Annotated in this window: 18 protein-coding genes, 1 tRNA gene and 1 pseudogene; 13 read left to right on the top strand and 7 right to left on the bottom strand. The window is 39.7% G+C overall.

The genetic code is table 11. The features are described from left to right. Window positions 1-17 precede the first annotated feature (17 nt). Both MN210_RS04015 and MN210_RS04010 read right to left on the bottom strand, forming a co-directional pair. Window positions 18-1,183 (bottom strand): IS3 family transposase gene (locus MN210_RS04015; RefSeq protein ID WP_241879282.1). Its coding sequence is split into 2 segments (ribosomal slippage): window positions 18-925 and window positions 925-1,183, totalling 1,167 coding nucleotides; the frame shifts between segments, so codons are not numbered across the junction. 53 nt (window positions 1,184-1,236) lie between these two features. After that, entirely contained in the window at window positions 1,237-1,590 is a 354-nt protein-coding gene (locus tag MN210_RS04010; protein ID WP_241879281.1) for a hypothetical protein, read from the bottom strand. Window positions 1,591-1,775: 185 nt separating this feature from the next. On the opposite strand from MN210_RS04010, the gene MN210_RS04005 reads away from it, so the two are divergent. Then, the gene (locus tag MN210_RS04005) at window positions 1,776-2,795 is read left to right on the top strand and encodes a hypothetical protein (RefSeq protein ID WP_338412596.1); all 1,020 of its coding nucleotides are present in this window, start codon (window positions 1,776-1,778) and stop codon (window positions 2,793-2,795) included. A gap of 53 nt (window positions 2,796-2,848) precedes the next feature. Next, complete coding sequence (locus MN210_RS04000; RefSeq protein ID WP_338412595.1) at window positions 2,849-3,535, top strand: macro domain-containing protein; 687 nt, start codon at window positions 2,849-2,851, stop codon at window positions 3,533-3,535. On the opposite strand, the gene MN210_RS03995 is transcribed toward MN210_RS04000, so the two are convergent. Next, window positions 3,532-4,011, bottom strand: coding sequence for a DUF4433 domain-containing protein (locus MN210_RS03995; protein ID WP_425605641.1), 480 nt, complete (start codon window positions 4,009-4,011; stop codon window positions 3,532-3,534). The two genes, MN210_RS04000 and MN210_RS03995, sit on opposite strands and share 4 nt — an antisense overlap. Before the next feature lie 62 nt (window positions 4,012-4,073). On the opposite strand from MN210_RS03995, the gene MN210_RS03990 reads away from it, so the two are divergent. Next, window positions 4,074-5,149, top strand: a protein-coding gene (locus MN210_RS03990) for an IS3 family transposase (RefSeq protein WP_425605606.1) whose coding sequence is annotated in 2 segments (ribosomal slippage) — window positions 4,074-4,323 and window positions 4,323-5,149 — 1,077 coding nt in all. Because the reading frame shifts where the segments join, the coding sequence is not laid out codon by codon here. 36 nt (window positions 5,150-5,185) lie between these two features. Here the strand turns inward: MN210_RS03990 and MN210_RS03985 are convergent. Further along, window positions 5,186-6,040 (bottom strand): hypothetical protein, encoded by an 855-nt coding sequence (locus tag MN210_RS03985; protein WP_338412594.1) that lies wholly within the window; start codon window positions 6,038-6,040, stop codon window positions 5,186-5,188. A gap of 39 nt (window positions 6,041-6,079) precedes the next feature. On the opposite strand from MN210_RS03985, the gene MN210_RS03980 reads away from it, so the two are divergent. The 3 genes from MN210_RS03980 to MN210_RS03970 all read left to right on the top strand — a co-directional run bounded on the left by MN210_RS03980 (window position 6,080) and on the right by MN210_RS03970 (window position 10,522). Further along, window positions 6,080-7,245, top strand: a protein-coding gene (locus MN210_RS03980; RefSeq protein ID WP_150097872.1) for an IS3 family transposase whose coding sequence is annotated in 2 segments (ribosomal slippage) — window positions 6,080-6,338 and window positions 6,338-7,245 — 1,167 coding nt in all. Because the reading frame shifts where the segments join, the coding sequence is not laid out codon by codon here. An 83-nt stretch (window positions 7,246-7,328) separates the two neighbouring features. After that, window positions 7,329-9,305, top strand: coding sequence for an Hsp70 family protein (locus tag MN210_RS03975; protein ID WP_338412593.1), 1,977 nt, complete (start codon window positions 7,329-7,331; stop codon window positions 9,303-9,305). An 8-nt stretch (window positions 9,306-9,313) separates the two neighbouring features. Then, the gene (locus tag MN210_RS03970; protein ID WP_338412592.1) at window positions 9,314-10,522 is read left to right on the top strand and encodes a 3'-5' exonuclease; all 1,209 of its coding nucleotides are present in this window, start codon (window positions 9,314-9,316) and stop codon (window positions 10,520-10,522) included. A 173-nt stretch (window positions 10,523-10,695) separates the two neighbouring features. Here MN210_RS03970 and MN210_RS03965 read toward each other — a convergent pair whose 3' ends face one another. Together MN210_RS03965 and MN210_RS03960 are read right to left on the bottom strand one after the other, a co-directional pair. Then, window positions 10,696-11,208 (bottom strand): IS630 family transposase, encoded by a 513-nt coding sequence (locus tag MN210_RS03965; protein WP_303623974.1) that lies wholly within the window; start codon window positions 11,206-11,208, stop codon window positions 10,696-10,698. A gap of 41 nt (window positions 11,209-11,249) precedes the next feature. Then, window positions 11,250-11,753, bottom strand: coding sequence for a winged helix-turn-helix domain-containing protein (locus MN210_RS03960; RefSeq protein ID WP_241879271.1), 504 nt, complete (start codon window positions 11,751-11,753; stop codon window positions 11,250-11,252). Between the two features lie 11 nt (window positions 11,754-11,764). Between MN210_RS03960 and MN210_RS03955 the strand changes: the two genes are divergently transcribed. Both MN210_RS03955 and MN210_RS03950 read left to right on the top strand, forming a co-directional pair. After that, complete coding sequence (locus tag MN210_RS03955; RefSeq protein WP_338412591.1) at window positions 11,765-13,693, top strand: hypothetical protein; 1,929 nt, start codon at window positions 11,765-11,767, stop codon at window positions 13,691-13,693. A 78-nt stretch (window positions 13,694-13,771) separates the two neighbouring features. Then, a pseudogene (locus MN210_RS03950) lies at window positions 13,772-14,503 on the top strand (IS3 family transposase); the annotation flags it as partial. A gap of 98 nt (window positions 14,504-14,601) precedes the next feature. Here the strand turns inward: MN210_RS03950 and MN210_RS03945 are convergent. Further along, window positions 14,602-14,678, bottom strand: a tRNA-Val gene (locus tag MN210_RS03945). 331 nt (window positions 14,679-15,009) lie between these two features. Here MN210_RS03945 and MN210_RS03940 point away from each other — a divergent pair. The 5 genes from MN210_RS03940 (at window position 15,010) to MN210_RS03920 (ending at window position 19,875) form a co-directional block, all read left to right on the top strand. After that, entirely contained in the window at window positions 15,010-16,008 is a 999-nt protein-coding gene (locus MN210_RS03940; RefSeq protein WP_241879267.1) for a diaminopimelate dehydrogenase, read from the top strand. Window positions 16,009-16,399: 391 nt separating this feature from the next. Next, on the top strand, window positions 16,400-17,404 hold the full coding sequence (locus tag MN210_RS03935) for a glutamate/aspartate ABC transporter substrate-binding protein (protein WP_110816284.1): 1,005 nt from the start codon (window positions 16,400-16,402) through the stop codon (window positions 17,402-17,404). Window positions 17,405-17,540: 136 nt separating this feature from the next. Further along, window positions 17,541-18,287 carry an amino acid ABC transporter permease gene (locus MN210_RS03930; RefSeq protein ID WP_155587702.1) on the top strand — a complete coding sequence of 249 codons (747 nt, stop codon included), beginning with the start codon at window positions 17,541-17,543 and terminating at the stop codon, window positions 18,285-18,287. Then, window positions 18,284-18,958: an ABC transporter permease subunit gene (locus MN210_RS03925; protein WP_011959959.1), complete on the top strand. Its 675-nt coding sequence runs from the start codon at window positions 18,284-18,286 to the stop codon at window positions 18,956-18,958. The genes MN210_RS03930 and MN210_RS03925 overlap by 4 nt, the downstream gene beginning before the upstream one ends. A gap of 185 nt (window positions 18,959-19,143) precedes the next feature. After that, entirely contained in the window at window positions 19,144-19,875 is a 732-nt protein-coding gene (locus MN210_RS03920; RefSeq protein WP_155587721.1) for an amino acid ABC transporter ATP-binding protein, read from the top strand. Window positions 19,876-19,917 lie beyond the last annotated feature (42 nt).

Raw genomic sequence — 19,917 nt, 5'->3', positions numbered from 1 at the left:
AACTTGGGAGATTTTAATTACGCAGCCTGACGGTAGAAATCAACCCAAACCTGTCTTGGCGATCTCATACCTAAACTCTGCTGAATCCTGACTTGATTGTAATCTAACTCGATATATTTGATGATACTGTTGATTGCTTCAAATCGAGTTTTATAATGATGATGATATACCAGCTCATTCTTTAAGACGCCCCAGAAGCTCTCTATTGGCGCGTTATCATAGCAGTTGCCTTTAGCACTCATAGATCCTTTAAAACCGTATTTACTGATGATTGTGCGATAATCATCGCTACAGTACTGGCTACCTCTATCTGAATGTACAATAAGCCCTTGGCTAGGTCGTTTATCCTTGATTGCTTTATTTAAGGCTCTACAGGCTAAATCTGCTTTCATGCGTTTATCGATAGCGTAGCCAACCAATTCTTTGGTATACAAGTCTTTGACGCCTGCTAAATAAAGCCAGCCCTCATCTGTCCAGATGTAGGTGATATCACTGACCCACGCACAATTAGGACGATTAACGCCAAATTGTTGTTTAAGCAAATTAGGATAGACTCGCTTGTTATGATCTGAGTCCGTTGTCACTTTAAAGCGCTTATGACGTCTACATTTGATGTCATATTCTTCCTTGATACTACGTACCATATACTTGCTGACATCGTGCCCTTGTTCACTTAAATGTGCGTGTAGACGCTGATAACCATATCGCTCTTTAGTCTCACTGTGAGCAGCTTTAATAAGTAGCTCACAGCGGTTACGATGTATTTGCTGAGCGCTGATATCACGCTTGGTCCAGTCATAGTAGCTTGATGGTTTGATATCAAAGGTTTTGCACATAGCTGTGATACTGAATTGAGTCTTGTGATGGTCAATAAAGGCGTACCTTACTGACCGTTCTTCGCAAAGTACGCCGTGGCCTTTTTTAATATTTCACGCTCTTCTTGCGCTGTTTTTAGTTCACGTTTTAAACGCTTGATTTCCTCAAGGGCTGAAACAAGCTCTGGATCGTACTGCTTAGTACCTTTGAGCTTACCTTGATTAGCTTTCCGTTGCCAATTAGCTAGCGTTTGCATTGGTAGCCCTAACTGCCTTGCTGTGGCACTGACATTGCCACCATTATTTTCTATTGCTTTGACCGCTTCTGCTTTAAATTCTTCACTATATCTCTTAACTTTCTTTGTCATGGCAAACTCCTATTTGTCTTCTTTAGTTTACCAAGTTTTTGTCTACGGTTTTTTCAGCATACATCAAGTAGCTGGTCTTCAAAACTTGGCTGATCTGTCTGGTGACTTTTAGAGTACAGCTTTCTAAAATTAAATGTTAATGCTGAACCAACACCTGCAACAGAAGCCCAGAAGGCTGTTTTCATACTATCAAGGAGCTGAGGAACACTGTCCTGAATATTAACAGAGTCAAACCTAAGAAGACCTAAAGCGATTGCAAAGAAAGTGGCAAATATCCCTAATGTTGTGAGAATAGTAGGTGCTTGCTCTGATGTTCTGTTGTCATAACGCACATGAAATATCACTGCAAGAATCAGGATTATAATAATAAATAATAATGTTTCAGCGCTAAGACTTTCCAAACCCATTTGATTGTTCCTAATTTAATATTAAAAAACTGTTTCACACACCGGTTGTAAAATTTAGGTAAGAATGCTACCACAAAACCATATACTTGAAACTATTTTTAATATATCAGAGCCCCCATACTTAATATAGAATTTACATGCTATATTTACCTTTAATAACTAATAAAAGACTTTGGAGAGGCAACATGTTTGGCTTTTTTAAGAAAAAAAACCACATAAAATCCGTAAGATTAATTAATATTATTCCCACTACCTTCTCAAACAGCCTCGACACCTGCTTCCAAGATGCTCAACGAGATTTAGAAAACTTCATGGATGCTTCTGAAGATCTAGAACCTAACTTATTAATGCCAATACTTTATACCAGTCGACTAGCTACCGCAGGCTTATATCACCAGGGCTTACAATCTAAAGAAGATTTTGATATCTCAGATCAATCTCACTTCAGCTTAATGGTAAAAATAGGTAACGATATAACAAGACAGCAGCAAATAGATTTCCAAGAAAAATCACTCGACTATTCAATGGAGTTGCTGAGAATCTATTATCCTACTTTCAAAAAGGAGGTGAGCAGTGCACTTATCGTATCTGCGAAAAATGGTGTGTCTATATTTCAGGCTCTCCAACAGGCTCTAAATGAAAAGCTTAAGGACGATGCATTATCTAATGAAATTTGTAGCTCACTTGTTACGCCTCAATTCTGCACCGCATTTATAAACTCTCGCTTATGGGATCCTGTTAATGATGACTTTGCTCTGACAAGCCAGAAACTATGGGCTTATTTCAAGTCGAAGCATTACGATGATTTTCAATACCTATTTATAACTGATGATGAAAAGATAGACAACTATATTGTAAGTGATATCTATAGTCATATTTCATCAGAAATTACAGATTCAGAAATGGCTTATCAATTCATCCTAGAAGAGCTGGATGCAGCATCTCATGGAAATGAAGAAGCTATAAGATTTGTGAACAATACCCCTTTTACCAAGGAAGAGTATGAAGGAGCTCTATTAGATTCTAGTCAACCGACCTTTGGAGTAAACAACCCTCAACTAACACTCACTAACCTGATCAGCCAGACAGGTCTGCCTGCATCTCAAACAGCTAGACTAAGGATTGAAGTTGTTCAAAAGATAATTGATGACTGGTATGATGAAGCATCAAGTAATGAAGATGTTGATTTAGATATCCTCTTTTGAAAAGCCTCTATAGATACTCCAGTGTTATTTAACCATTACCCAAGGTATTAAACATGTCTTTAATTGAGCTGAAAGGAAATATTTTCTGTACTAAGGCACAAACCATCGTAAATACAGTTAACTGTGTAGGCGTCATGGGTGCTGGCATAGCTCTCGAATGTAAGCTTCGTTATCCAGAAATGTTCCAGAAGTATGCGGATTTTTGTGAAGCTGGTTTGTTTGAGCCTGGAAAATTATGGTTATATAAACAAGAAAGCCCTTGGGTATTAAATTTTCCAACCAAAAAACACTGGCGATACCCTTCAAAGGAGTCTTACTTACAGGCAGGTTTGGAAAAATTTGTTCAGACATACGAAGAAAAAGGTATTACCTCTATCGCCTTCCCATTGCTAGGTGCAGATAAAGGAGGGATACCTAAAGATATTTCCCTATCTATAATGAAAGAGTATCTCTCTAATCTACCTATAGATATAGAGATATACGAGTATGACCCTAAAGTAGCCGATTCTTTCTATGCGGATATTCAAGACTGGATAACAACTACAGATTTGCAGGCCTTAAGTCAAAACTCTGGTATACGACTAAAGTATTTAGAGGTTATTAAAGAGTCAATGGAACAAGGTGAAGTGCACCAAATAAGCCAAATTTTAAATATTAAAGGCATTGGCTTAACTACCCTAGAAAAACTCCTTGATTATAGAAACACTCAAATGGACTCATCAACAACTAGCCTGTTTTAAAAAAACCATTCTGGGCTAGTTCTAAAAGACTTAAGTTGTGAGCCTGTCTGATATCTTACCGTTTGATTAATTTCATCATTTCTACAATGTACATGCAAAATATATTCTGGTGGAATATGATCACGTATCAGGCATTCGCTCATCATAATTGTTTTTTGGGCTTCATCAACCTCACCATTATTTGACCATGTATTTGCATAAATACTTTCCCAAGGAAAGTCTTTAACCTTAAGTAAGCTAGCCTCAATTTTACAGTCTGATCTTGCTGCATTTCCCTTTGAAAAGAGTGTGTAGTCATTAAGGATTATCTTTTTATCGATTTCTAAGATAACCAACTCACTACTAAAGTCCTTCTGACGTTGATATAACATTGCATTTCGAGGATTAAAGTAGAGCGGCACATAATCATGCAGCTTTAATTTGTGAAAGTTCTCTTGTCTAGCCCTTCTAACATTGACATCTTGATTTGTAACTATCCCCTAAAATAACACAGCTCAAACGTAGAATTTCTTATAAAATACGCATAAGGAGTTTTAATATGAGCAAACGAATGACCGAGACCCAAATAGTATCAATATTAAAAGAAGCAGAAGCTGGGATATCTGCTAAAGAGCTGTGCCGTAAATACGGGGTAGCTAGCTCGACATTTTACAAATGGAAGTCTAAATACGGCGGTATGGAAGCCTCTGATGTCAAACGACTAAAAGAGCTTGAAGAAGAAAACCGTAGGCTTAAACAGATGTATGCTGATTTAAGCCTTAAAGCGCAAATGCAGGAAGATATCATAAAAAAGCTATAGCGCCTGTACCCGAGCGCAAAGTCTGGGCGCAAGAATTACAGGCGCAGTATGATGTCAGCATTGCAGTTAGTTGTCAGGTGGTCTGTATGAGTCGAACCGCTTACTACTATAAGCCTAAGCTACCTGATGATAGTGAGATTATTGATGTCTTAAACAAGCTTACTGACAAGCACAATCGTTGGGGTTTCCCAAAGTGTTTTAAGCGTATACGCAAGCTTGGCTACTCATGGAATCACAAGCGAGTACACCGTGTTTATACCGCGTTAAACTTAAACCTACGCCGTAAGTCTAAAAGACGGCTACCAACGCGCAACCCTAAGCCGCTAAGTGTGCCAAACGCATTGGGTCATACTTGGTCTATGGACTTTATGAGCGATAAGCTGCACAACAATATTCGCTTTCGAACCTTTAATGTGATTGATGATTACAACCGTGAAGTATTAGGCATTGATATTGGTACCAGTATGCCTTCACTCCGAGTAATTCGCTACCTTGACCAGCTAGCCGAGTGGCATGGCTATCCTAAGCAAATTCGTGTGGATAACGGCAGTGAGTTTACATCTAGCACATTCACTGATTGGGCATCAGCTCACGGCATCTATATTGACTATATCGAGCCTGGCTGTCCTTATCAGAATGCTTATATTGAACGGTTTAATCGCAGTTATCGTAATGAGGTTTTAGACTGCTACCTTTTCAACAATTTAAACGAGGTTAGTAAGCTGACTGAGGATTGGATCAAGGTTTATAACACCGAAAGACCCCATGATTCACTTAATGATATGACACCTGCTGAGTACAGGCAGGTGGCTTAATTATTCTACGATGATGTTGTGTTAAGAATGGGGTATTTACAGATTGCTTATATCAAAATAGTCTGTCATCTGTGAATGAGAGTAAAGTCCGTTAGCTAAGATATTCTTTAGGTTATTTATATGCGTCATATGAAATAGCCCAAACTCCATATCACCCAATAGCTTTTCCTTTATAGGCAATACTAGTATGTCCAATAAAGGCTTATACCAGACAACCCAAGACTCACCATTATCTTTATGGAAGTAGTCACCGAATACCTCACCCTTTTTTGTAAGCGTATAACTGCCCTCTATTTTCTCTAGCAGACCTTGATCTTGTAGAAAATCGAATAAACAGGTTTTAGCATCAACGCCAACTATATTTCCATATTTGGTCGTAGATAAGAATGAAGCAGGATTAACGCTTTCATGAAACTTATTTCTTAAAGGCTCAATTAATGGAGCTAATGCAGCCGTGTTCCAAGCGATATCACTTTTGCCCTTACCCTTCGGTTTAATCGCGCCATAACCCTTTCCTTTAAGCGTAAGCCCTAATTCCCTGTCCTTCGTTAGGAGTCCTAAGCTAGACAAATAGTAATTAATAGTTTGGACATCTATCCCAAACTCTTGTGCATAGTCATATGTGGATTTATATAGCTGATTGTCATTATCAGTGGTCTGCTCTAGTAATTTCTTGGCAACGGGATATAACAAATCTTTATCCCAAACCACCCACCAGTTTCCATCTTCTTTATATCGATATGCACCATAGTTTTCTCCTTTAGGAGTCAGCAAGTATTTATTATTAACCTTGTTAAGTAATCCAGCCTCTATTAAATAATCAAACAGATTAGGTTTTGCTTGTACACCAATACTTTTCGCAAACTGAGCTATGCTGAAGAAACCGTACAAGTAAACTTGGTAAACTAAGCATATTAATCGGAGTTTATCATGGTCAAGAAAATAAGAACCTATAGCACAGAATTTAAAGCTGAAGCCGTTAAGAAGATATCAGACAATAATGGCAATATCTCAGCAACCGCAAAGCAGCTTGGCATTGCCATGCAAACGCTATCGAATTGGCATAACAAAGCCAACCAAGGCAAGCTCAAAGGCACAGAGCAATACGACCCTGATCTTATGACAGCTCTTCAAGAAATAAAGCAGCTCAAACGACAGCTCAAAGTTGCCGAAGAGGAGCGAGAGATATTAAAAAAGGCGACGGCGTACTTCGCGAAAAACAGCTAGTCAGGTACGCCTTCATCAAAGATAACCAGCACTTCTTTACCATCACCACTATGTGCCGCGTGCTAAGGGTTAAGCATTCAAGTTACTACGACTGGCTGAGTCGCGATATCAGCGAGCAGCAGATACATCGCAACCATTGTGAGCTACTCGTTAAAGCCGCTCACAGTGAAACTCATGAGCGCTATGGTGTTGAGCGTCTGCATGCGCATCTAAGTGAGCAAGGTCATAACATCAGTCCCTACATGGTCAGAAGCATCAAAGAGGAATACAGCATCAAATGCCGTCGCCACAAACGCTTTAAAGTCACCACCGACTCCAATCACAACAAACTGGTCTATCCAAACGTGTTGGATCAAGAGTTTGATGCCAGTCGCCCTAACCAAGCGTGGGCCAGTGACATCACCTATATTTGGACGCTTGAGGGCTGGTTGTATTTAGCGGGAGTCAAAGATTTATATACCAAAGAGCTGGTCGGCTATGCGATCAATAAGCGAATGACCGCAGATCTAGTATGCAAAGCATTGAACATGGCCATCAAGAATAAACAACCAAGCAAAGGGCTAGTCGTTCACTCTGACAGAGGCAGTCAGTACTGTAGCCATGCTTACCACAAGATCATCAAGCAGCATCAGTTTACAGGTTCAATGAGCGGTAAAGGCAACTGCTTTGACAACGCACCCATAGAAAGCTTCTGGGGCATATTGAAGAACGAGCTAGTATATCACCAAGACTATAAAACAAGGTTTGCAGCTATCAGAGATATCATTGGATATATTGAGTTATATTATAATCAGACTAGGATTCAAAAGGGTTTAGGCTATAAATCGCCAAGACAGGTGTGGTTTGATTATTATCGTCAGGCTGCGTAATCAAAATCTCCCAAGTTTATATATACGGGATTGACGGCAGGGGTCAAACTGCTGAAGATGCTACTAGGGAGTTCTTCCGAGAAGTGCTAAAAAGCTTGACGCAAGAGCTTAATGCAAAAGATATCGAAAACTATAGATTTACATTCACTGTTCCCGCCTCATTCGAAGCGAACCAACGTCGTAGCCTAATTCAAAGTCTAGAAGAAAATAATATCTCTGAAGATCAACTTTGTCTTATTGATGAGCCTAATGCTGCATTTTTAAGCTTCCTGTATGAGTGCACGCATAAGAAGCAAGAACCAGCTTTCCTAAAAAAACTACAGTCTAGCGATGCAAACATTATTGTTTATGACTTCGGTGCGGGCACCTGCGATATATCCATATTAAAAGTCGGGTTAATGGAAGACAGCTTTCAGTCGAGAAACCTCGCTATCTCTCGATTCACAGCTCTTGGCGGCGATAATATAGATAGGGCTATTGCAGAGCACATCTTAATACCTCAGTTACTACGATCTAATCCAGAGTTCGAACCTAGCTTGAGAGACAAAGAGGAGGTATTAATACCTAGTTTACAAGCGACAGCTGAAAGACTAAAAATTATCGTCATTAAATGGATAGTAGAGAACCAAGTGACTTCACTAGATCAACTAGATGACTATTCAGACGTTGAGTTTACAGATTTACAGATAAATCCAATCACTATAAGAAAAAAATATACCCTGAGCCTAAATGAGCCAAAACTTAAGGTTGCAGCCTTTAGAAGCATTATGGAAGACTTCGTAGGGGATTATGATGGACTACATACCCCACTTCATATTGTTTCACCTATTGCTGATGCCTTAGATAAATCGAAGTTACATAAAGAAGATATTGATGGTGTGCTCTTTATTGGCGGTAGTTCTCAAAACCCATTGGTTCAAGAGTCTGTAATGAACTATATCAATGAGTTTAGTAATAATGCCCAAGCCATCATTCCTAGTGACTTACGTTCTCATGTCTCTTTAGGTGCTGCAATACATAGCTTTAGTTATCACGGTTTAGATATAGACTTCATTCAACCTATTACATCAGAAAGTATTTATATTATTACTAAAAATGAGGTGTTAGAAACCATCATACCAGCATCATCACCTGTTCCTAATCCATCCGCTTTTGAAACCACGCTAGTCGTTACAAATCATAAGCAATCTAGTATTGAGTTGCCTATTTGTGTAGGCAATAAAAATAAACTACTAGGCATCATTACAATTGACTCTGATAATGATTACTTCAATATCGGTGATGAGGTACATGTCACAGCCTCTATTAACCAAGAGAAGCTTCTAAATATTACTGCCTCTGTTGCAGGAAAAACTGTTGCATCGAGCATTTTAAACCCACTGTCTAATGAAGCGCTTACGGAAACAGAGTCTAAACTACTGAAGGCTAAGCAAGCCTTTAACCAAGACTTACTAGACTATAAAGGCCGCCCTAGAATACATGTAGTAGAAGCATACGCTGATGCTGCTTTAGAGGCTGGTGCATACGAGCTTGCAGCAGAGCTATATCAAGGTATTGAAAGAATGGATGAAAATAGTATCTATGATTATTCAACGACTATATGCTATGCATATGCTAGAGCTGGGCGACCTAATTTAGCTAATGAATGGGCTAATTTAGCATACAAACGTAAACCAAATGCAGTAAATGCCTACAATCTGTCATGCAGACATTCAGGTGATGAAAAAGAAAGATATCTAAGATTAGCGCTCGAGCATGATCCTTCATACGATAGCGCTTTGATTGTATTGGGTCGTATTTTGCATAGCCGAGGAGATAAGGAAGGTCGCGAACTACTTGAAAAAGCTAAAAACAATATAATGACTAGTTATGAATTTGGATATATTGACCATAGTGAAGCCGAGGACCTTCTTAGTATAAGTCGTGTACTGAATGATGAAGACGCAAAGCGTAAGGCTGAAAAATGGATTCACGAAATCAAGAGTAAAGAAAAGTCATCTGCATACTCAGATAGCAATCTAGTACAAACAAAAAATAATAACAACTTACTTCACAAATAGAGGTTCTAATGGCTTGGTGGATACCGTTTAATAAATTAAGAGATAGACAGACTCGCTACATTAACGAAATGCTTAAGTCGGTGAGAACAGGAAATAAAACTGTTTATTGGGTACAAGGATTTGCGGGTACGGGTAAAACGACAGTCTTAGCTAACTTAGCAGTCAAACTAAGGGCAGATCGAAAGTCTTTAGGTATTCGTGAGACTTACTGCTTTATTACCTATACTCATGCCATGAAAGAGCTGATAAAGAAGACATTTGTTGCAGAGAATAAAGGCTTTATAAACATTCAAACACATACAAAGTTTCTAAAGGACCAAAAAACGTACGACTTCGTATTTCTCGATGAGGTACAAGATATTAGTCCTAACGACTTAAATAGAATTAAAGCGCTTTCGAACTTCTTATTTATAGCGGGTGACTGCGAACAAAGTATTTATCAGGGAAGCGCTGAAGAAAATCAAATCGATGAGATCTTTAAACCTAATAAGCTTGTTTTTACAGAGATTCTAAGACTAACCAAATCCATGAGAGACTTAGCCAAAAAAATACTTCCTGATAGCAGGATTAATGAAGGCTCTCCAGAAAATACAAATGGCGATAATACACCCTTAATTGTTGAGTTTGATAGTGAGGCATCTGAATTTAGTTGGATTGCTGATAATGCGGTTCAGCGCGCAGCGCCAGGCAGCCCGAGCTGCATATTATTCACACACCATTCAGATATTAAAAAATTCTTTTATCAAATATATAAATCTCAAAATATATCCCCAGCTGGACCTTTTGAAGACGTTAATCTAAATGACCATAATACTAAACTTGACTATAGGCAAGTTAATGGCTATTTCAAACGTCACAAGCTACCTTATCGATATTTAGGTAATAGCTTTGGCGAATTGGACGAAAGTGATAAGCAGCCTATTGTTTTTATCATGACCTACCATAGCTCAAAAGGTTTAGATTTCGATACAGTTTACGTTCCTCAATTGACTATTAACAAGCAGATAGTACTTCCACACGTTTTAGAAAAATCTCCAGGCTTACATCAAAGGCTTTTATTTGTTGCTGTAACTCGGAGTCGTAAGGACCTATTCTTAACATATAGTGGGAAAGCACCTCATAAATACATCACTGATTTACCAGCTGGTAGCTATGAAAAAATTGAAAACCCGCATTTAATAGATGATGATGAAGAAGACGATTGGGATATATTCTAATGGAAAATAATAACTCTATAGCAAACAGCAACTGTATACTTATTACTCATAAAGAGTGGTTAGACTGGCTAGCATTCGGTTACCTGCGCACCTCACCAGTACGTATTAGCTATTTCGATGGCACTGAAGCTGGTTTTGATCAATTACTTAGCCATAGTACCATTATACCAATTCTAAAAAATAACACTCAAATCGCACCACTCCCGCTGAGTGATAGACCTAATTAAGTTAGTCTCATTACACAATGCATTCCAAGCGTCACATGCCGCATCGACAATCACATCATAACTCTCAAAACAGCGATTAGATAACCAATGCTGTTTAAGGTACTGCCATACCTGTTCAGCAGGGTTAAGTTCAGGTGAGTAGGGAGGCAATTTAAGCATGGTCACATTATCTTTATCCAAGCTTGGTTGGTGCCATAGCGCCCCATCCATAACCACCACGGCATGCCGACCTTCAGGAACAGCTTTACTAATTTCCTCCATATGCAATCCCATGGCTTGCTTATTCACATAAGGTAGAACAAGTCCAACACTCTCACCTGTCGCCGGATTAAAGGCACCAAACAGATAAGTCGATTCAAACTGCTGTTGCCTGACTATTCGAGGTCTTTGTCCTTTATAGTGCCAAACCCTTGTGATAGAACCTTGTTGTCCAATACGTGTTTCATCCTGAAACCATATATCAACTTGCTTGATATCAACACCATCAGGTAGAACTTGCTTTACCTGCTCAAGGAAGTTTTTTTATATGCCTCCATAACTTTAGGATCTGCCTTAGGATGCTGACTACGCGCAGATATCCAGCTCATACCAATACGTTTCATGAGAGGGTAGATCGCTTTAGGGGTATAGTTGGCGTTAAATTGCTCCTTGGCGATTTGTGCGATGTCTTTTGCGGTGAGCCTACCACCACCTCTTTGCTGCTGAGCTTCTACTATCGCTTGTTTGAATGGTTCTATGTCTTTTTCTGCTAAAAGACTCTTTCTGCCTCTGCCAGCTGCGTCATAGACACTAGTGATACCATGCAACCAGTATTTCCTTCTTATGGTATAGACGCTTCTAGGGTTATAGCCAAAGTTCTCTGCGACGGTCGCTATAGGATGACCTTGACTCAGTTGATGCAGCATGAGTAGTCTGATTCGCGCTCTGGCCTTGCCTTCTGTTTTAGACAATTGCAGAAAATCGTGGTCTGTGAGTTTATGATTTCTAGGGGTCTTTTTCGGCATATGATTCTATTATGTTGTTGAGTTGGTTGTATTGTACCTTATTTCTTAGAATTGGTATTAGTATTAGCTCGCTTGATGAGGAAGACGGTTTTCTAATAGCCAAGTTAGCGGATGACTATAGCCGAGTAGCTTACTATATATCACAAACCCCATCTACCTATAATGTGTCTATACAAGCTGTTCAAGGTTTTTATGTTTTGACGCAAAGAGCGCTCAATTTGCTTGAAAATGAGATTTTACATTCCCGTTCTGTTGTGGAGTATGATGCAAATATTGAAAGTCTATGGACTAAGTGGGTAAGCTCTCAGATTGAAATAAGACATCATGATAAAGGAAATAAATTCCTTGAAATACTCGGTTACTCTAAGTTTCAAAACATACCTTCTCTTACTAGCTTGAATATATTCAATAACTTGCCAAATAGAATTAATCAAAAATATCTATCGAAAGAACAGCAGGATATTTTAAGAAAAATTAAAGACTTTGGTAAAGAAATCAGTTTCGCTTGGTTGTTTGTTAGTTTTATATTTAGTCTTAACCATGAAAAAATATATCAAAGCTATCAAACTGTTCGAAATTCAGAAATCAGTGAATTAAAAGAAGCATATGACAGCATAAAAAAAATTGATTTAAGAAATAACAATACTTTTTTAACTGACCACCCTTATCTAATAGCTGAAAAATTGTTTTTAGATAAAATATCTGACTCTGAAAGCAACTTTTTAGCAACATCCTTCTTAGTTCATTATCATAACCTGTTAGATAACGATTTGGATATTAACCTAGAATTCTTGAAGAAAGACTTAGCGTTTTTAGAAACCCTATATCCAAATACTAAGTTTTCTAAACTTATCATATATTATTTAGGTAGAAGATTAGATGAAGGCTATTTAAATTATCTATATAACGCTAAAAACATAGATCAACTGCAATCTAATGTGTTTGATATTAGTTTTTTCTCTAAACTCAGGAAAGAGCAACTCTCTGTACTGGACTCCAATTTAGATGAAATCGAGTTTATCGTCAACGATGTCAAAGCTAAGGCTGAAGAAATAGAGCATATTTACAATGAAAGTCTAAATAAGCCACAAGAGCTTAAAAGTATAACGAATACTTCTGGGCAAAATACAAATAATGATGAAAGTAAAACTACTGAGCCTCAGTCAGAGGAACAAACAGCGAATAGTTCAACAGCAGGAAACGTATCTTCAGTAAATGATTCTGAAAATAAAAATACCGAGAGTAATACCGACCCTGACCAACCCAAGCCAGAACCTAAAGGTACAACTGCTACTGAATATGCTACAAGCAATACGAAAGCTACTAGTGAACCAATAGAAGGCTCACCTAAATTAATTGACTATCCTCAAGATGATTCAGCAAATAATAGGAATCCTAGTCCATGTGTAAGTTCGCCTCAAGATAGCTCAGCTCAGACTATTGAAAATAAGATCACAGGCTCTGCTGAAACACAAACCCATAAACCAGTTAGTCAGGAAAACCAAAATAATAATACTAACTCTGCTCCGACTGAATCAGAGACTAAGGATGTACCCAAACAGCAAGGTTATCTTGATGATGCTAGCCAATCCAGTAATGAAAGTGAACCGATACGTAATGAGTCCGATGTCTCGAATGATGATAAGCCAAATAAATTGATTGCTGCAGGCCATCCTGATCCTGATAGTCTAATTGACTTGGCATTACATATTCACTCACAACTTAATGATGATCAGAAAAGGTATGGTAAAAACTTTATTAATCGTTTTATAGAAGAGGTGGATGATGCTACTAAAGAAAAACTAAAATTCAAGACTCAAAAAGAATTTTTTAGCCAGTTCGGAGCTTTGATTGGTAGTAAAGAGCAGTATAAAGATATTAACTATAATACTTTTAAGATTTTATTGAATAATTTAATTAAAGGTTCAAGATTATTCTAACAACTGAATTTGAATAAATAAAAAGGCAGGCTCATTACCTTTGAGCTTGCCTTTTTTTAAAATCACTATTTACACATAACCTGCTATTACTATCATCAGCCAAAGACAGCGGATGATAACGAGCAGATAGCCAAGCTATTGATTGACTTAACAAACGACCATAAAAACTGGGGCTTTAAGCTATGCTTCTTATATCTAAGAAATGTACTCGGGCTGCCTTATAACCATAAGCGTGTTTATCGTATCTACCGTGAGTTTGAATTAAACTTTAGAATAAAGCCTAAACGCCGTATTAAACGAGATAGCCCCCAAAAGCTTGCTGTGCCTAATGATATCAATCAAAGCTGGAGCATGGACTTTATGCACGATGCTTTAACCGATGGTCGTGCCATTAGACTGTTTAACGTCATTGATGACTTTAATCGTGAAGCATTAACCATTGAGGTTGACTTCTCATTACCCGCTCAAAGAGTGATACGCAGTTTAAATCAGCTGATAGAATGCCGTGGTAAGCCTAATCAAATCAGGTGCGATAATGGCCCTGAATATATCAGCAATGATTTAAAAGACTGGGCAACTAAACAAGGTATCGTTATCGAATACATTGAACCTGGCAATCCTCAGCAAAATGCTTATGTTGAACGGTTTAATAAAACAGTGCGTTATGACTGGCTTAATCAAGAACTGTTTGATAGTTTAGATCAAGTGAGACAGCAGGCTGAAGATTGGCTTAATCACTATAATAACGAAAGACCCAATATGGGCAATGCTGGCTTTACGCCGATTCAGAAACTTAATATGGCAGCTTAGTTCTACTTATTTGGTGTTTTAAATTTGGGGGTATTTACCAGCCCTTATAAAACGGGCATAAAAAAAGCCCCAATCTTAAAGATTGGGGCTTTCGAATCTGGTAGGCGTAACTAGATTCGAACTAGCGACCTCTACCATGTCAAGGTAGCGCTCTAACCAACTGAGCTATACGCCTATTTAGGTGGTGTATTTTAGCAAGTTTTCTAGCTTTTGCAAGCCTTTATTTCTACAATAATTAAATTGATGACATAACTCACCTATTATACTTTTAGCTTATCGTTTGCGCCGCTCAATTTTTTTATAGCTATATTAAAATCACCCCTTATTTTATAGCGATATATATACTAGATATTATTTCTTCGACACCCGTTATTACTTATAACTTAGGCTATATTGATTAAAAATATCAAAATTAAAGCTGCCTCTCCCAATCTGACCCAATCAACTCCCGCCTCTGCTATAATCAAATTGGTTTAAACCCACAAGATATTGTAAGGCTCATTATAATGACTCAACCAATAATCAGAGTTGCCATCGCCGGTTATGGTAACCTTGGCAGCGGTGCCCAAGCCGCGATTAATCAAAACCCCGATATGACGTTGGTGGGTATCTTTAGTCGTCGTGATCCCGCTTCGGTCACCCTAATTGATAATAGTGTCCCTGTATATGCTATGGATGATATTGCACAATATAAAGATGAAATAGACGTGCTCATTTTATGTGGCGGTTCTAAGTCAGATTTACCTGAGCAAGGACCAAAGCTGGCCGCTTTATTTAACATCGTCGATAGCTTTGATACGCATGCTAAAATTCCTGAGTATTTTGAATCGTTAGATGCCCCTGCTAAGCAAGCTGGCAAGATAGCCCTACTTTCTGTGGGCTGGGATCCTGGATTGTTTTCTATCAACCGCTTATACGGTGAAACCATTTTACCAGTTGGAGAAACTTATACCTTCTGGGGCAAAGGGCTAAGCCAAGGACATTCAGATGCCGTACGCCGTGTGGTAGGTGTTAAGTCAGGTGTACAATATACCCTGCCCTCAGAGTCTGCTATGGCCAAAGTACGCAGTGGTGAGCAGCCGATCCTCAGTACTCGGGAGAAGCACACCCGAGAATGCTATGTGGTGTTAGAAGCAGGCGCTGATGAAGATACGGTCCGCACTGCCATTGTGAACATGCCTGATTACTTTGCGGACTATGACACCACAGTGCATTTTATTGACCAACAAACTTTTGAGCGTGACCACGGCAAGATGCCCCATGGTGGTTTTGTCATGCGCAGTGGCTCTAGCGGCACCCAAACTGATACCAATCACCAGGCCCTAGAGTTCTCGTTAAAGCTTGAGAGCAACCCGCAGTTCACCGCCAGCGTCCTTGTGGCCTATGCACGTGCTGCTTATAAAATGAACAAAGCAGGTGAAACAGGTGCCAAGACCGTCTTTGATGTGGCACCAGGTTTGCTATCACCCAAGACACCAGCTCAACTGCGTAAAGAGCTGCTTTAAGTACGCTTAAACCGATAAATCCCCAAACAAAAAAACGCACTGAGCCTTGATAGCTTGGTGCGTTTTTTATTATGCGTTATCTCAAGCGGCTTGTTCGTTATATTTTTTCAATTGTAGAGCATTAGCCATTGTTTAATATAGATAAAATTATTTTTCTAAAAATACTTTCCCAACTGTAATACTTTTATATTACTATGTTAATTAAGTATTAAAGGTGTTTCAACAAACTATTGGTAATTTTGGCCAGCCTATTTACCAACGCATTGATGTTTTAAGGCTGCAATATAAGTAGGGATACAAGAGCTGGGCACTAACCATTTGAATGTACTTCAAAAAATACGTTGGTTATGTCAATAGTTGCTCTCATTCACATTAAATAAAGGAACATATTATGCATTACAAAGTCAAAACGCTGACACTTGCTACTCTTTTGGCCTTTGGTCTTACAGGGTGCAATAATAATCAGTCCGCCAATACCGATGCTCCAGCCACAGCAGAAGGCACCAGCACCACTGAAGCTACCCCCTCAACAGATGGTGCTAATGCAGATGCTTCAGCCACTTTAAATAAAATTAAAGACTCAGGGACCATCGTAGTGGGTTTTCGTGACTCCTCTATTCCTTTTTCTTACATCGCCGATGATCCCAATCAGCCATTAGGCTATGCCCATGATTTAGAAATGAAGGTTGTGGATGCAGTCAAAGACAAACTCAACATGCCAGATCTTAAAATTCGCTACAACCTCATCACCTCTCAAACTCGTATTCCTTTGGTCCAAAACGGCACCATCGATTTTGAATGTGGCTCAACCACCAATAATGAAGAGCGCCAAAAGCAAGTTGCCTTCTCAAATGGCTTTTTTGAAATTGGCACACGTTTATTGACCAAAAAAGACTCAGGTATCAATGATTTTGAGGATTTGAAGGGTCGTACTTTGGTGACTACGGCAGGGACAACCTCTGAGCGCTATATTCGTCAATATAATGATGAGAAAAAACTCGGCGCTAAGATCATCTCAGCGAAAGACCATGGCGAAGCTTTCTTAATGTTAGAAAAAGGCCGTGCAGATGCCTTTATGATGGATGATGTGCTTCTAGCAGGTGAAAAAGCCAAGTCTGCTCATCCAGAAGAGTGGCAAATCGTTGGTACCCCGCAGTCATTTGAAATCTATGGCTGTATGATGCGCAAAGATGACCCACAGTTCAAAGCGATTGTGGATGAGGCATTAAAAAATGTTTATGCGTCAGGTGAGATTAATGATATTTATAACAAATGGTTCATGAATCCAATTCCACCTAAGAACGTAAATATGAACTTTGAGATGTCAGACAATCTTAAAGCACTTATTGCCAATCCACATGATGGTGCACAGCCTATGGCGGCTCCTGCCCAATAAGCCACAACTCATATTGTCGCTTTGAATATTAGCTAAACTGTGCCCATACTTTTCATTCTTTGGCAAGGTATGGGCATGTTGCTTTTTTAATAGGCCATTTAGGGATATAAGTGGTGCTAAGAATAAGGGAATACAGATGAATTACAGTTGGAATTGGGGGGTACTTTTTGAGTCAACCGGCATTGGTGATGGTATCTATTTGTATTGGATATTATCAGGGCTCGGCTGGCTACTGCTTATTGGTACCATTGCTTGGATACTGGCATTGGGTATTGGTACAGTCTTGGGGATTATGCGCACGCTACCCAGCAAAACAGCGCGTACGATTGGCACCATGTATGTGACCTTTTTTCGTAATATCCCTTTATTGGTACAACTGTTCTTTTGGTTCTATGTCGCCCCAGGCTGGCTAACGCCTGTCCTGCAAGAGTGGTGGTATAAAGGCCTGTCTCCTAATATGTCAGCCATGATTTCTGCCAGTATTGGGCTTGGCCTATTTACTGCCGCGCGTATTACCGAGCAGGTTCGAACCGGTATTCAGTCCTTACCTGAAGGCCAACACAATGCCGCCTATGCTTTGGGCTTTAGCACCGCTCAGGCTTATCGACAAGTATTGTTGCCACAAGCATTTAGGGTCATCCTACCCCCACTAAGCTCAGAGCTGACCAACTGTTATAAAAATGCCTCTATTGCTTCTTTGGTCGGGGTGATGGAGCTTATTAGTCAAACCAAAACCATCAGTGAGTACACCCAAAACAACATCGAAATCTATACCTACGCCACCATTATCTATCTACTATTTAACCTATCGCTCATAGGTATCATGGGTCTTATTGAACAAAAACTTCGTGTCCCAGGGCTAATTGCAGGAGGTAAAAAATGAGTGCATTTGTCACCGAGTTAACCACCGCATATCCAAGCCTAATCAGTGGCATGATTGTCACCCTCAAAGTACTACTACTAGCGATAGTAGGCGGTATGGCACTGGGTACCGTATTAGCCATGATGCGCTTATCAGGCATTAAAGCCCTTGAGCTACCCGCCAAGCTATATGTGAACTTCTTTCGATCAGTGCCGCTGCTGCTAATCCTACTGTGGTTTTATTTTGCTGTACCGATGATTTATAACGGCTTAACCGGTAGCTATATTACTTTTGATACTGCCTTCACCTCCTGTGTGGTGGCCTTTATGGTGTTTGAAGCCGCTTATTTCTCAGAAGTAGTCAGGGCGGGCATCCAATCCATTGGTAGCGCACAGGTCAATGCAGCCAAAGCTTTAGGGATGACGTATGCTCAGACCATGCGATTGATTATCTTGCCACAAGCCTTTCGCAAAATGACCCCGCTTATTTTGCAGCAGTGTATTATTTTATTCCAAGATACCACTTTAGTATTTGCAATTGGATTGAGTGACTTTTTCCGATCAGCTTACGTACGCGGTGAGCTAATGGGATATTTAACCCCTTACATCTTAGGCGCCGGCGCTGTGTATTTCATCATTAGTTTGATTGCCTCTATTGGGGTTCAGCGCCTGCAAAAATCCATGCGATTTTAAGCTTCATGCGCGGTTGCTTCATATTAAGAGCTATAATAACGGATACCATTATGAATAAATTTGAGGCAAAACCTGACAGCCCTACCCCACCTTTAACCTCCGACTCTATGCCTACTGACCGCCCCAATTCCTATATCAATGATTTTGGCGGATTGGTCACCGATACAGGACATGCCAGCGATGAGATGGTAATTGAAATGTCTAATGTCAGTAAATGGTATGGTGACTTTCAGGTACTAACTGACTGTACCGCACACGTGCATCGTGGCGATGTGGTGGTGGTCTGTGGGCCCTCTGGCAGTGGCAAGTCCACTTTGATCAAAACGGTAAATGCGCTAGAGCCGTTTCAAAAGGGTGAGATTTTCGTCAATGGCATAGCCGTGGGTGATTCAAAAACTGATTTGCCAAAGCTACGTAGCCGAGTGGGCATGGTGTTTCAGCATTTTGAGCTATTTCCGCATCTTTCAATCATTGATAATTTGACTGTGGCACAAATCAAAGTCTTGGGGCGCAGTGACAGTGTGGCCCAGCAAAAAGCCATGGCTTATCTTGACCGTGTGGGGCTATCGGCTCAAGCCAAAAAATACCCCGCCGAACTGTCAGGCGGGCAGCAGCAACGTGTTGCCATTGCCCGAGCTTTGGCAATGGACCCGGTATGTATGTTATTCGACGAGCCTACCTCAGCACTGGATCCTGAAATGATTCAAGAAGTGTTAGATGTTATGGTAGAGCTTGCAAAAGAGGGCATGACCATGATGTGTGTGACTCATGAAATGGGATTTGCCAGTCAAGTTGCCAACCGTATCATCTTTATGGATGAGGGACACATCGTGGAGAACTGCAGTAAAGATGAGTTTTTTGAAGGGGCACGTAGCGATCGCGCCCAGTTATTTTTATCTAAAATCTTGGGGCATTAATCGCTTAAAGCGGATCTTGCCAAGCAAAGTAATGCGCTTTAA

The organism is Psychrobacter raelei (assembly GCF_022631235.3).
Taxonomy (GTDB): Bacteria; Pseudomonadota; Gammaproteobacteria; order Pseudomonadales; family Moraxellaceae; genus Psychrobacter; species Psychrobacter raelei.
Note: the sequence above shows the minus strand (reverse complement) of the source record. Positions and strands in the feature narration are given on the sequence as shown.

Coding starts and splice junctions, on each gene's coding strand:
- MN210_RS04010 (WP_241879281.1), bottom strand. CDS start 1,590: ATGGGTTTGGAAAGTCTTAGCGCTGAAACATTATTATTTATTATTATA.
- MN210_RS04005 (WP_338412596.1), top strand. CDS start 1,776: ATGTTTGGCTTTTTTAAGAAAAAAAACCACATAAAATCCGTAAGATTA.
- MN210_RS04000 (WP_338412595.1), top strand. CDS start 2,849: ATGTCTTTAATTGAGCTGAAAGGAAATATTTTCTGTACTAAGGCACAA.
- MN210_RS03970 (WP_338412592.1), top strand. CDS start 9,314: ATGGCTTGGTGGATACCGTTTAATAAATTAAGAGATAGACAGACTCGC.
- MN210_RS03960 (WP_241879271.1), bottom strand. CDS start 11,753: ATGCCGAAAAAGACCCCTAGAAATCATAAACTCACAGACCACGATTTT.
- MN210_RS03955 (WP_338412591.1), top strand. CDS start 11,765: ATGTTGTTGAGTTGGTTGTATTGTACCTTATTTCTTAGAATTGGTATT.
- MN210_RS03940 (WP_241879267.1), top strand. CDS start 15,010: ATGACTCAACCAATAATCAGAGTTGCCATCGCCGGTTATGGTAACCTT.
- MN210_RS03935 (WP_110816284.1), top strand. CDS start 16,400: ATGCATTACAAAGTCAAAACGCTGACACTTGCTACTCTTTTGGCCTTT.
- MN210_RS03930 (WP_155587702.1), top strand. CDS start 17,541: ATGAATTACAGTTGGAATTGGGGGGTACTTTTTGAGTCAACCGGCATT.
- MN210_RS03925 (WP_011959959.1), top strand. CDS start 18,284: ATGAGTGCATTTGTCACCGAGTTAACCACCGCATATCCAAGCCTAATC.
- MN210_RS03920 (WP_155587721.1), top strand. CDS start 19,144: ATGGTAATTGAAATGTCTAATGTCAGTAAATGGTATGGTGACTTTCAG.